The sequence below is a fragment of the Vibrio sp. 970 genome (genome assembly GCF_033339075.1).
Map to the genome: position 1 here is coordinate 1 of NZ_JAWOTW010000005.1, position 13,371 is coordinate 13,371.

Sequence of the window (13,371 nt, forward strand, 5' to 3'; positions counted from 1 at the left end):
TAGCATGAGTAGTTTTACAGGCAAAGCCGAAACGGATGATAACCACCTACTGAAGTAGGTGGTTTAGGGCTGAAAATAAAAACAATGGAGGCTAAGCCTCCATTGTACATCAATTAAAATTGGGAATTAGCACGGTATTTTAGCACAATTAATGCACATCGCGCCAATACTCTTTCTTGAGCATCACAACAACGATGGTTAGAAGCACTAAGAAGCCCATTACCCACCAGCCTAAAGCATGACGCTCAAGCTGCACTGGGTCACCTGAATAAACTAAGAAGTTAACGAGATCGCCAACCGCTTTGTCATATTCGCCTTCACTCAGCTCACCCGTGCCATCGGTTTCAGTACCAACAACAACTTGTACTTCTTCGCCATCTACGATTTTCGTATCGTAAATCGGCGTCGGGATGCCCTGTAGCTCTTCAAGTACATGCGGCATACCAACACTCGGGAATACGATGTTGTTCACGCCGAATGGACGAGATGGATCAACATAGAAAGAGCGTAAGTAAGTGTATAACCAATCAGCACCACGAACTCGTGCAACCAACGTAAGATCTGGTGGTGGAGCACCAAACCAGTTTGCCGCTTGCTTCGGTGGCATAGCATTGACCATTAGATCACCGATTTTCGCTTCAGGATTGAAAATCAGGTTTTCTTTCATTAAGTCTGTTGGAATTTCCAAGTCTGTTGCTACACGCTCGTAACGCTGGTATTGCGTAGAGTGACAAGCAAAACAGTAGTTCATGAACAACTTCGCGCCGTTTTGTAGCGAAGCTTTATCCGTAAGGTCAACATTCGCTTTATCCAGCGGAACATTGGCCCCAGCTGCCATCGCTAGTGATGGCAACATAGCAAATAGAATTACAATCCACTTCTTCATTTGAATGTCACCCTCTCTGGTAATGGTTTGGTTGCTTCATTTTTGCTGTAGAAGAACAGCAACACAAAGAACATGAAGTAACACAAGCTAAAGATCTGAGATAGTAGTGTGTACGTTGGTGTAGCAGGTAACGCACCTAAAATACCCAGAGCGATAAAGGCGATAGTGAACTGTACAATATTCAATAAATGAAGTTTGCTACGGTAACGGTATGAACGAACTTTACAACGATCCAACCAAGGTAGAACAAACAGCACTGCAATTGACGCGCCCATTAGGATAACACCTAATAGTTTGTCTGGAACCGCGCGTAAGATTGCGTAGAACGGCGTGAAGTACCATACCGGAGCAATATGCTCTGGTGTCTTCAGTGGGTTTGCAGCTTCAAAGTTAGGCGGCTCAAGGAAGTACCCACCCATCTCTGGGTTAAAGAACAGCACGTAACAGAAGAAGAACAAGAAACCAGCGACACCGACCAAGTCCTTAACCGTGCCGTACGGATGGAAAGGAATCGAATCAATGATGTCATATTTCTTCGTGTAGTAATCGTGGAACTTGAATTGCGTTTTGTAATCGTCGCCCATTGAGCCTTTTGGCAGCTTAGTTTCGATACCATCCGGGTTGTTTGAGCCTACTTCGTGCAGCGCCAATACGTGCAGAACAACAAGAAGAAGCAAAACGATAGGCAGTGCAATAACGTGTAGTGCGAAGAAACGGTTTAGCGTTGCACCAGAGATGATGTAGTCACCACGAATCCAAAGTGTTAGGTCATCACCGATAACAGGAATAGCACCAAACAGGGAAATGATTACCTGCGCACCCCAGTATGACATCTGACCCCATGGAAGTAGGTAACCCATGAACGCTTCAGCCATGAGAACTAGGAAGATCAACATACCGAAGATCCACAACAGTTCACGAGGTTTTTGGTATGAACCGTAGATCAAACCACGGAACATGTGAAGATACACAACAACGAAAAACGCTGACGCGCCAGTGGAATGCATGTAACGCAGAAGCCAACCGTACTCTACATCACGCATAATGTATTCGATAGACGCAAATGCACCGTCACCTGAAGGAACATAGTTCATCGTTAGCCAAATACCCGTTAGGATTTGGTTAACAAGAACCAGCATCGCCAGAGAACCGAAAAGGTACCAAAAGTTGAAGTTCTTAGGCATTGGGTATTCAGACAAATGCTTTTTATAAGCATTCATTGCAGGAATACGCTTTTCAACCCAATCTAACATTGCTTGCATTATGCATCTCCCTCATCAACACCCACAATGAGCTTGGTATCGCTCAAATACATGTGCTTAGGAACGACAAGGTTCAACGGAGCAGGTACTCCTTGGAACACTCGACCAGCCATGTCGAACTTAGAACCATGACAAGGACAGAAGAAGCCAGATCTTACGCCCTGCACCTGCTCTGAGAAAGAGTCAGGTAGATAGGTTGGTGAACAACCTAAGTGGGTACAGAAACCAACTGCGACGAAAAACTCTTCCTTAATCGAACGAAACTCATTCTGAGCGTACTCAGGCTGCTGCTCCATTTCAGATTGTGGATCGCGAAGCTTATCACCGATCGATTTTAAGTTATCCAGAACGCTTTGAGTGCGGCGAACAATCCATACAGGTTTTCCCTGCCACTCAACACGAACCAGCTGACCTGGTTCAATTTTACTTATATCCACTTCAACCGGTGCGCCCGCCGCTTTGGCTTTAGCACTCGGATTCCATGATTTGATAAAAGGCACGGCGACGGCGACTGCCCCTAACCCACCAACAACTGCCGTTGTAGCGGTTAGAAAACGCCTGCGACCGTTATTTAAAGGCGCGTTGCTCATCCAAACATTCTCCCATTTGCTCCCTTTGGATCGTTATTATTCCGCTTATAAGAGCATGGCTAACAAATAATGAATTTAGTTCTATTTATTGGAGGGAAATGATAAAGAAAACCCTACTTTTTGACAAGATAAAGCTACCTTTTTGTAACATTTGTGAGGCAAATCGCTCGCGTCGTCACAAAAGCGGCAGAATTATAAAAAATTGATGTGATTTGTAACAAGAAAGCACCACATAGAAGCCCCGCTGAAAGCGGATAAAACCTTTTATCTTGGTAGTTTTCAGTTAATTACACAGAGAAATATTTCGTATTACGCGTTCAGCTTACTGTGTTTATATTTTCAATTTTGTAGCACGCAGAATGCTCAAAAAGGAACGTAAGTCATTTTAAAACATGTTACAGGAAGAATAAGATACAAAGACATTCTTGTTGATGAATACATCTATGCTGCATCGCAAGAGAAAGCGTGGTGAGTCGCGGTTAAATAAGGCACACATATAAAACGGCACTGGCAACCTTTCGACGAAGAGGACGAATAAGAAGGTCTGCTCGGAGTGTGATGATAAGTGAAGGCTGTTCGTTGCTTGAAGACAAGTATGATGTCTTTAAATACAAAAAAGCCCGGCATAGAGCCGAGCTTTTGGTACACAGTTTCCAGAGTAACTCTGAAAAGCATAATTCCCGATAAGAGGAAATTAACGCTTAGAGAACTGTGGACGACGACGTGCTTTACGTAGACCAACTTTCTTACGTTCAACGCAACGAGCGTCACGAGTAACGTAGCCAGCTGCGCGTAGAGCAGGACGTAGAGACTCATCGTATTCCATAAGCGCGCGAGTGATACCGTGACGGATAGCACCAGCTTGACCAGAAATACCGCCGCCTTTAACTGTTACGTAAAGGTCTAGCTTTTCAGTTAGTTCAACTAGCTCTAGAGGTTGTTGTACAACCATACGTGCTGTTGGACGACCGAAGTATTCGTCAAGGTTACGCTTGTTTACTACAATGTTACCGCTGCCTGGTTTAATGAAAACACGTGCAGCTGAGCTTTTGCGACGGCCAGTGCCGTAGTATTGATTCTCTGCCATTTTCGAAATCCCCAATTAGATGTCTAGTACTTGTGGTTGTTGAGCAACATGGTTGTGCTCAGCGCCCGCGTAAACTTTTAGCTTACGGTACATAGCACGGCCTAGAGGACCACGTGGAAGCATGCCTTTAACTGCAAGCTCAAGAGCCATCTCAGGTTTACGATCGATCAACTTTTCAAAAGTGATAGATTTTAGACCACCTGGGAATTCAGAGTGACGGTAGTACACTTTGTTCTTAGCTTTGTTACCAGTTACAGCAACTTTCTCAGCGTTGATAACGATGATGTAATCACCAGTGTCAACGTGAGGAGTGTATTCAGCTTTATGTTTGCCACGTAGGCGAGATGCAATTTCACTTGCTAGACGGCCAAGAGTTTTACCTTCAGCGTCTACAACGTACCAGTCGCGTTTTACAGTTTCTGGTTTAGCAACGAAAGTTTTCATGCTAACAATAACCCGTTAATTAAATTTTAAACTTTAAAGGAACACCCAATAGTGCTCCCACACTGTCTAAGAGCCCAGTCATCACCCCTTCGAGTCGTTGGTACTCTCGACCTTCAATTTCGAAATAACTTCGATAATCAGGTCTGCAGTAACGGTGGGTCGCAGGATTATAGAGAAGAGCGAAGAAAAAATCACCTTTTTTTGCGCCAAATCACTAATTTTTTCTTCACTTTTTTAAGAACCCATTGGATCTAGGCCAAATGTTCACGCGCGAGATACTCATGACTTTGCATCTCAGTAAGCCGAGACAAACAGCGCTTAAATTCGAACTCTAACTGCCCGTCAGTATATAAGTCGGCCATTGGCACTTCAGCAGAAATAATCAACTTAACATTGCGCTCGTAAAACTCATCGACTAGCGCGATAAAGCGTCTCGCCGCATCATCTATTTTTCGGTTCATTTGTTGAACATCTGCCAGTAATACAGTGTGGTAAATACGAGACAATTCAATGTAGTCATTTTGACTGCGAGCAGTTTGACACAACTGAGCAAACGACGCATGCAGCACCCCGTCGCTTGCTTCAATCACCGCTAGTTGACGGTGGTTAACTTCGATTTGATGAGCAACAAACTGACGCTCTCCAGTCAGCTGCTGATAATATTTGTTAAGGTTTATGCTAGCCTGCTCATCAAGCGGGTAATGGTATATTTCAGCCTGTTCTAACGTTCTTAAGCGATAATCAACGCCACTATCGACATTCAACACTTCACAACGCGCCAAAATCATATCGATCGCGGGCAAAAAGCGCGCTCTTTGCAAACCGTTACGATATAAGTTCTGCGGCTCAATGTTTGAAGTCGCGACTAGGATCATCTGCCGCTTGAACATTTCTTGAAGTAGCGTTGCAAGGATCATCGCATCAGTAATGTCGGAAACAAAAAATTCATCAAAGCAAACCACATCGGCTTCTTCTTTAAATTTATCCGCCACTTTTGATAGAGGATTTTCGACATCACCTAACAGCTTCAACTCATCATGTACTCGATACATAAATCGATGGAAGTGGACGCGCATTTTTCTTTGGGTCGGTAAAGCATCAAAAAATGCATCCATAAGGTAGGTTTTACCGCGACCTACCCCACCCCAAAAGTAAAGACCTTTTGGTGGTTCAGGCTTGTCGATTTTTTTCCCCATTAGCTTTTGCCATTTGGAAAGCTGAGGAACAGGCGCTGACTGAAATTCAACGATAGCATGGTAAAGCTTGTCTAATGCAACGACCGCTTGATACTGAGCTTCATCACACTGAAACCCGTGTTCTGCTATGTCTTTTTGATATTGTTGTAGTGGTGTCATCGTATTAAGTCGTATAGAGGTATAGAGAAAAGGGTTGCCTCGGGGTCAACTTTGAGAATAGAGAGAAGTAGTTATCAGTCCCCGAAGACATACTGCTATTTTTCTTTATCGGCTGTTCAAGCCATAGTAACATGGACGAGCACCGCGTGTAACTAAGTAGTAAAAGACTTGTTAAAACAACTATAAGGAGCAGTTATGCCTTGGATTTATGCCATTGTGGGTTTGCTGGTCGGTACAATCGTAGGCGTAGTCATTAGTAGACTAACCACCCCTGAATACAAGAAACAAAAGTCTGTGCAGAAAGAACTTGAAGCGGCCAAGTTTGAATTAGAGCAACAACGTCAAGAGCTCGTCGATCATTTTGCACAAACCGCAGAAATGTTGGACACCCTAGGTAAAGATTACACCAAGCTATACCAACATATGGCCAAGACCTCTTCTGAGCTTTTGCCAAACTTACCAGAACAAGACAACCCGTTTGATAAGAAAACGGCAATGTCGTCTGAAACCATTGCAGAAGATCAACCAGAGTTTAACGAACAACCAAAAGACTACGCTAATGGCGCCACCGGTCTTTTGAAGGATCAAGAGAAAGAAATCATTAATGCTCCCGAAGCGGTAACCGCAAAAGCATCATAATCCTCTCTTACTTCTATCTAGGGCCGATACATTTGTATCGGCCCTTTTTTGAACTTTTTCACCTCACCTTCGCTCTAACTTGGATGTGCACTGCCTCCCCTTTTGATTGTCCGAACTAGACCCTATATTAGTTATTAACAAATTGAACTAACCGTTCGGATATTTCTTTTTGGCAGACATGTTTCAAGAGGAGTTATTGGATGAAAAAACCACTGCTTGCGCTCACCGTTCTATCTCTGAGTTTGGGTTCGATTATTGCCCCAGTTCAAGCCACTGCCGCATTACCTTTGAATGTGGATGGCCAACAGTTACCTAGCTTGGCACCAATGCTTGAGAAGGTGACCCCAGCTGTTGTGAGTATTGCTGTAGAAGGTAAACAAGTACAAACCAGCCGCATTCCCGAGCAATTTCAATTTTTCTTTGGCCCAGACTTTCCTATGGAACAAAGGCGAGAGCGCCCGTTCAGAGGTTTAGGGTCTGGTGTCATTATTGATGCGAAGAAAGGCCATATTGTCACTAACTACCACGTGATCAAGGGGGCAGATGAGATTCGAGTTCGCCTCTTTGACGGGCGCGAGTATGACGCTACTCTCGTTGGTGGTGATGAAATGGCCGATGTTGCGTTACTTAAATTAGAGAAAGCGAAAAACTTAACGCAGATTAAAGTCGCGGATTCCGACAAACTGCGTGTCGGTGACTTTACGGTTGCGATTGGTAACCCATTTGGACTCGGTCAAACTGTGACTTCGGGTATTGTTTCAGCCCTTGGTCGTAGCGGCTTAAACGTTGAAAACTTCGAAAACTTCATCCAAACCGATGCCGCAATTAACAGCGGTAACTCTGGTGGTGCATTGGTCAACCTTAATGGTGAGCTGATCGGTATTAATACTGCAATTTTAGGCCCTAACGGCGGTAACGTGGGTATTGGTTTTGCGATTCCATCAAACATGATGAAAAACCTCACTGATCAAATTCTAGAGTTTGGTGAAGTCAAACGCGGCATGTTGGGTGTGCAAGGCGGCGAAGTAACCTCTGAGCTAGCTGATGCATTGGGTTACGAGTCGAGTAAAGGGGCCTTTATTGGTCAAGTCGTACCGGACAGCGCAGCCGATAAAGCAGGGTTAAAAGCCGGTGACGTAATTGTATCGGTGAACGGCAAAGCGATTAATACTTTCTCAGAGCTCCGCGCAAAAGTGGCAACACTGGGCGCAGGTAAAGAAATCACATTAGGCGTGGTTCGAGATGGTAAGAATAAAACCTTTGATGTAACGCTTGGCGAATCTACGAATATGAAAGCTAAAGCGGAGACATTACATGAGGGACTCAAAGGTGCGGAGTTAAGCAATACAACACCAAGTGATGTAATCCAAGGTGTTAAAGTATCGAGCGTTGCAGATAACTCTCCGGCTGCTCAATATCAATTACAACAAGGTGACATTATTATCGGTGTGAACCGTCAACGAGTGAAAAACCTTGCCGAGCTTCGTACAATCGTAGAGAAACACAAAGGTGTACTGGCTCTTAATATTCAACGTGGTGAGCGTACTATTTATCTTGTCATTCGTTAACCACTTTCAAAGTGATATAAAATAAGGTTTTCGATGCATAGTACTGAGTGATAAGGCTCGATCACTTTTCCTTATCGCTCAATAACTAATGAAAAGGGCAGCGCGATGACGTGCTGCCCTTTTGTTATTTTTCAATGTAATGCTATTCTTCATCTTCGATGCCATTTTGGCGCTCACGCATGGAGAGGATATGCTCAGCTTTTTATTACGTTCTGTCTTTTTAGGCTTGGCTACTGCCGCAGTGGTATTACTGGCGGTTCCATCTTTGCGCAACAACGTAATTCCTGCCGCGCTTGATCCTCAACCTGTTAATATCGCATCAGTCGAATTGACGTTTAATCAAGCGGTCCGAAGAGCAGCGCCTGCAGTGGTAAACATCTACAGCCGTAAGTATGTTGAGAATGATCGCAGTAAACTCTCGACTCAAGGTCTGGGGTCAGGTGTCATTGTTAGTGAGAAAGGCTACATCATTACTAACTATCATGTGGTTGCTCAAGCTGATCAAATTGTTGTGGCATTACAAGACGGCAGAGCCGCAGCGGCTCAGCTCGTAGGGACAGATAAACGTACTGATATAGCCGTACTGCGTGTCGAAGGTTCGAATTTGCCCGTAATCCCTCTGAACTCTAATTACAAACCACAAGTGGGCGATGTAGTACTAGCCATCGGTAACCCATACAACCTTGGACAAACCACAACGTTCGGCATTATTTCTGCCACAGGTCGTTCATCTATTAGCGATGGTCGTCAAGCATTCATTCAAACCGATGCAGCCATCAATGAAGGTAATTCTGGTGGAGCCCTAGTGAACACACAAGGCGAGCTCGTCGGCATTAATACCGCCTCTTTTCAGCAAGCAACAGACTTAGAAACTTACGGTATTTCTTTTGCTATCCCTGCGCCGCTAGCCAGTAAGATCATGCAGAAAATCATCGCTGATGGCCGCGTGATTCGTGGTTATATTGGAATCGACGGCCAAGACATTAATGCGGTCACTGCTCGCCTACTTGGAAATGAACACATAGGTGGTATTGTCGTACTTGGTATTGATCCAAATGGCCCAGCAAATGCGGCTGGCTTTCAAAAGCAGGACATCATTATCAGTATTGATGGCAATAAAGTTCAGGGACGTCAGAGCGTTATGGATATCGTCACCGATTTACGGCCTGGCACCAGCGTGGATGTCGGCATTATTCGCAAAGGAAAAGAGATGACCTTGAAAGTCACCATTGCTGAAGACAAGCAAGAAGCATAAAAAATCCCAGCCATTGGCTGGGATTTTTATTTGTGCGTTACTCGCTATCGCTCAGTGTTTCCGTCGTATCGGAATCATCTAGCTCAACTTCAATGCGAGTGACTCGCTGCAAACCTCTCGGTAATAACCCACCTCGGCGACCACGTTCGCCACGGAAGTTATCAAGGTCAGACGGTTTAAGACCCAACTTTCGCTTACCCGCGTACAGCGTTAACGATGCACCTTTTGGTAAAGACATTAAGTGAGATAGTACTTCTTCTCGCTCTTTTGCTTTAGCAGCAGGAATGTTGATGATCTTATTCCCTTTACCTTTCGCCAGTTGTGGCAAGTCTTTGATTGGGAACAGCAGCATGCGACCTTGGTTAGTGATTGCTAAGATTTCATCAGAGTCTAAATCTTCAATCTCTTTTGGCGTCATGATCTCAGAGTTGGCAGGTAAAGTGACGAGCGCTTTACCACTGCGGTTTTTAGACAGCAAGTCCGCGCCTTTACATACAAAGCCGTAACCTGCATCTGAACCCACCAGCCACAGCTGATCTTCTTCACTCATGATGACTTGGCGAATACTGCTACCAGCCGTAATATTCAAGCGACCGGTAATCGGCTCACCTTGACTACGAGCAGAAGGCAGTGAGTGCGATTCCAGAGAGTAACTTCGACCGTCACTACCTAGGAATACCGCAGGCTGATTACTCTTACCTCGAGCATGCGCTAAATACTTATCACCCGACTTATAGTTTAAGCCTTCGGCATCCACGTCATGGCCTTTCGCGTGACGAATCCAACCTTTCTCAGAAAGCACAACCGTGATTGGCTCACTTGGTACGAGGTCACGTTCAGTCAGCGCTTTTGCTTCTGCACGCTCAACCATTGGAGAGCGACGGTCATCACCGTATTTCTCTGCGTCTGCTTTGATTTCTTTTTTCAGTAGTGTGTTCAGACGACGCTCAGAACCGAGTAGCTGTTCTAGCTTCTCACGCTCTTTCTCTAGCTCGTCTTGCTCACCACGGATCTTCATCTCTTCTAGTTTTGCTAGATGACGAAGTTTGGTATCTAAAATTGCATCCGCTTGGATATCGGTAATACCAAAGCGTTCCATCAGCACCGCTTTTGGATCGTCTTCAGTACGGATGATCTCAATCACTTCATCTAGGTTGAGGTAAGCAACCAACAAACCTTCCAAGATGTGTAGACGAGCCATGACTTTGTCTAGGCGGTGTTGTAGACGACGACGCACAGTCGTACGACGGAACTCGATCCACTCAGACAGAATTTGCACCAGACCTTTAACTTGAGGACGGTTATCCAAACCAATCATGTTCAAGTTAACGCGGTAACTGCGCTCAAGATCCGTTGATGCGAACAAGTGGTTCATCAACAAATCACAATCGACGCGGTTTGACTTAGGCACCACAACGATACGCGTTGGGTTCTCGTGATCCGATTCGTCACGAAGATCGTCAACCATTGGCAGCTTCTTCGCACGCATCTGGTTAGCGATTTGCTCAAGCAGTTTGGCACCCGATACTTGGTGAGGCAAAGAAGTGATAACAATATCAGAACCTTCTTTATGCCAAACCGCGCGCATTTTGATGCTGCCACGACCGTTGCGGTAAATCTTCTCGATATCCGCTTGCGGCGAGATAATTTCTGCTTCTGTTGGGTAATCTGGACCTTTGACATACTGCATCACGTCCGGCAGTTCTGCTTTCGGGTTGTCGATCAAATGAATAGTCGCATCTGCGATTTCACGAACGTTGTGCGGTGGGATGTCTGTTGCCATACCAACGGCAATGCCGGTTACACCGTTAAGCAGGATGTGAGGCAGACGTGCTGGCAACATTTGTGGCTCTTTCATTGTGCCATCAAAGTTAGGTTGCCATTCAACCGTGCCCTGACCAAGTTCGCCAAGCAATACTTCAGCAAACTTAGACAGTTTTGCTTCGGTATAACGCATTGCCGCAAATGATTTCGGATCATCTGGCGCACCCCAGTTACCTTGACCATCCACTAATGGATAGCGGTAAGAGAATGGCTGAGCCATCAATACCATCGCTTCGTAACACGCTGAATCACCGTGCGGATGGTATTTACCTAGCACGTCACCAACGGTACGTGCAGATTTTTTGTATTTTGCTGATGCAGAGAGACCAAGCTCTGACATCGCATAAATGATGCGTCGTTGAACCGGCTTTAAGCCATCACCAATGTATGGCAAGGCGCGGTCCATGATTACGTACATCGAGTAGTTCAGATAAGCGTCTTCAGTGAACTTGCGCATTGGCAATTGTTCGACGCCATCGTAGGTAATTTCTGTAGACATCCGTTACACCTCTGCCAAGTCGCCGTTGTTTTGTAGCCAAGAACGACGGTCATCTGCACGCTTTTTACCTAGCAGCATGTCCATCATTTCCATGGTCGCCGTAGAGTCGTCAATGGTTAACTGCACTAAGCGACGCGTGTTCGGATCCATGGTGGTTTCACGCAACTGAAGTGGGTTCATCTCACCCAGACCTTTGAATCGTTGCACGTTGATTTTGGCTTTCTTCTTCGACAAGCGCTCTAAAATGCCATCTTTTTCATCATCATCGAGGGCGTAGAACACTTCTTTCCCGCAGTCGATTCGGTACAGAGGCGGCATCGCCACATAGATATGACCCGCTTCCACTAGTGCGCGGAAGTGACGAGTAAATAGAGCACAAAGCAGCGTTGCGATGTGAAGACCATCCGAGTCCGCATCGGCAAGGATACAGATCTTACCGTAACGAAGACTCTCGAGGTTGTCGCTATCTGGGTCAATACCCAAAGCAACAGAAATATCGTGTACTTCTTGAGACGCAAGAACTTGATCGGCAGAGACTTCCCACGTGTTCAAGATCTTACCACGCAGTGGCATCACGGCTTGGAATTCACGGTCACGTGCCTGTTTTGCCGAGCCACCCGCAGAGTCACCCTCCACAAAGAAGATTTCAGTGCGACTTAAGTCCTGTGCTGAACAGTCGGTCAACTTACCTGGCAGTGCTGGGCCGGACGCCACTTTCTTACGTACGACTTTTTTCGCTGCACGCATACGACGGTGTGCGTTAGCGATACAGACTTCTGCCAATTGCTCTGCGAGCTGAGGCTTTTCGTTCAACCAAAGACTGAACGCATCTTTTACAACGCCAGAGACAAATGCCGCGGTTTGACGAGAAGACAGACGTTCTTTGGTCTGGCCTGCAAATTGCGGGTCTTGAATCTTAACCGACAGCACGTAAGAACAGCGGTCGAAAACGTCATCACCCGTTAGCTTCACACCACGAGGTAATAGATTACGGAACTCACAGAATTCGCGCATCGCTTCCAACAAGCCTTGGCGTAAACCATTAACGTGCGTACCACCTTGAGCGGTTGGGATTAGGTTAACGTAGCTTTCGGTGATCATCTCACCGCCTTCTGGCTGCCAAATTACCGCCCAGTTTGCCGCTTCAGTATCCGCCAAGAACTCACCAGTAAATGGTTCTTCAGGAATAACTGGATAGCCTTTTACACCTTCCGCAAGATAGTCTTTCAAACCATCTTCGTAGTACCACTTATAGTCTTTGCCATTAACTTTGTCGGTTAATGTGATTTCTAAGCCCGGACACAAAACCGCTTTTGCGCGCAGGTTGTTGACTAGGCGCGTCACAGAGAAGTTAGCCGAATCGAAGTACTTCGCATCAGGCCAGAAATGTACGCTGGTACCGCGATTGCGACGACCACATGTGCCAGTTACGGTCAGATCAGACACTTTCTCGCCGTGTTCAAATGCAATTTCATACACTTGACCATCACGACGAACTGTTACTTCAACGCGTTTTGACAACGCGTTTACTACAGATATACCTACCCCGTGCAAACCACCAGAGAATTGGTAGTTTTTGTTAGAGAACTTACCACCCGCATGTAGCTTACATAGAATTAGCTCTACGCCTGATACTTTCTCTTCTGGGTGGATATCAACAGGCATGCCTCGACCATCATCGATCACTTCGAGTGATTGGTCAGCATGTAGGATGACTTGTACTTTTGAGGCATGTCCGGCTAGCGCTTCATCGACACTGTTGTCGATAACTTCTTGGCCCAAATGGTTTGGGCGCGCTGTATCCGTATACATCCCTGGTCGGCGACGTACTGGCTCTAAGCCATTCAGTACTTCAATGGCACCAGCATTATATTGTTCAGTCATAATACGGAATTATTCTCAAAGTTTACTTGTTGCCTGAGTATCACCAATGGGCGTACCCATACTCAGGAAACGAAAAAG

At 45.6% G+C, this 13,371-nt stretch carries 11 protein-coding genes; 3 read left to right on the top strand and 8 right to left on the bottom strand.

Translation table 11 applies throughout. From position 1 onward, the window contains the following. Window positions 1-148 precede the first annotated feature (148 nt). The 6 genes from R7Q11_RS08810 to zapE form a co-directional block, all read right to left on the bottom strand. Complete coding sequence (locus tag R7Q11_RS08810) at window positions 149-886, bottom strand: cytochrome c1 (RefSeq protein ID WP_005372881.1); 738 nt, start codon at window positions 884-886, stop codon at window positions 149-151. Then, window positions 883-2,148: a cytochrome b gene (locus R7Q11_RS08815; protein WP_005372880.1), complete on the bottom strand. Its 1,266-nt coding sequence runs from the start codon at window positions 2,146-2,148 to the stop codon at window positions 883-885. Before R7Q11_RS08815 ends, R7Q11_RS08810 begins: the two co-directional genes overlap by 4 nt. Beyond that, window positions 2,148-2,738, bottom strand: a complete 591-nt coding sequence (gene petA / locus R7Q11_RS08820; protein ID WP_005372877.1) for a ubiquinol-cytochrome c reductase iron-sulfur subunit — start codon at window positions 2,736-2,738, stop codon at window positions 2,148-2,150. Before petA ends, R7Q11_RS08815 begins: the two co-directional genes overlap by 1 nt. 694 nt (window positions 2,739-3,432) lie before the next feature. Further along, window positions 3,433-3,825 (bottom strand): 30S ribosomal protein S9, encoded by a 393-nt coding sequence (gene rpsI / locus R7Q11_RS08825; protein ID WP_005372876.1) that lies wholly within the window; start codon window positions 3,823-3,825, stop codon window positions 3,433-3,435. A gap of 15 nt (window positions 3,826-3,840) precedes the next feature. Further along, the gene (gene rplM, locus R7Q11_RS08830) at window positions 3,841-4,269 is read right to left on the bottom strand and encodes a 50S ribosomal protein L13 (protein WP_005372872.1); all 429 of its coding nucleotides are present in this window, start codon (window positions 4,267-4,269) and stop codon (window positions 3,841-3,843) included. A 251-nt stretch (window positions 4,270-4,520) separates the two neighbouring features. Continuing rightward, window positions 4,521-5,624: a cell division protein ZapE gene (gene zapE, locus R7Q11_RS08835; protein WP_042521826.1), complete on the bottom strand. Its 1,104-nt coding sequence runs from the start codon at window positions 5,622-5,624 to the stop codon at window positions 4,521-4,523. A 195-nt stretch (window positions 5,625-5,819) separates the two neighbouring features. Between zapE and zapG the strand changes: the two genes are divergently transcribed. The 3 genes from zapG to degS all read left to right on the top strand — a co-directional run bounded on the left by zapG (window position 5,820) and on the right by degS (window position 9,086). Continuing rightward, on the top strand, window positions 5,820-6,263 hold the full coding sequence (zapG, locus tag R7Q11_RS08840; protein ID WP_005379861.1) for a Z-ring associated protein ZapG: 444 nt from the start codon (window positions 5,820-5,822) through the stop codon (window positions 6,261-6,263). A 200-nt stretch (window positions 6,264-6,463) separates the two neighbouring features. Further along, the gene (locus R7Q11_RS08845; RefSeq protein ID WP_025768400.1) at window positions 6,464-7,831 is read left to right on the top strand and encodes a Do family serine endopeptidase; all 1,368 of its coding nucleotides are present in this window, start codon (window positions 6,464-6,466) and stop codon (window positions 7,829-7,831) included. A 190-nt stretch (window positions 7,832-8,021) separates the two neighbouring features. After that, on the top strand, window positions 8,022-9,086 hold the full coding sequence (degS, locus tag R7Q11_RS08850; RefSeq protein WP_213871834.1) for an outer membrane-stress sensor serine endopeptidase DegS: 1,065 nt from the start codon (window positions 8,022-8,024) through the stop codon (window positions 9,084-9,086). A 37-nt stretch (window positions 9,087-9,123) separates the two neighbouring features. Here the strand turns inward: degS and parC are convergent, their stop codons facing one another. Both parC and parE read right to left on the bottom strand, forming a co-directional pair. Then, window positions 9,124-11,409 carry a DNA topoisomerase IV subunit A gene (gene parC / locus R7Q11_RS08855; RefSeq protein ID WP_130544765.1) on the bottom strand — a complete coding sequence of 762 codons (2,286 nt, stop codon included), beginning with the start codon at window positions 11,407-11,409 and terminating at the stop codon, window positions 9,124-9,126. A 3-nt stretch (window positions 11,410-11,412) separates the two neighbouring features. Next, complete coding sequence (parE, locus tag R7Q11_RS08860) at window positions 11,413-13,293, bottom strand: DNA topoisomerase IV subunit B (RefSeq protein ID WP_005387417.1); 1,881 nt, start codon at window positions 13,291-13,293, stop codon at window positions 11,413-11,415. Between the last annotated feature and the right edge of the window lie 78 nt (window positions 13,294-13,371).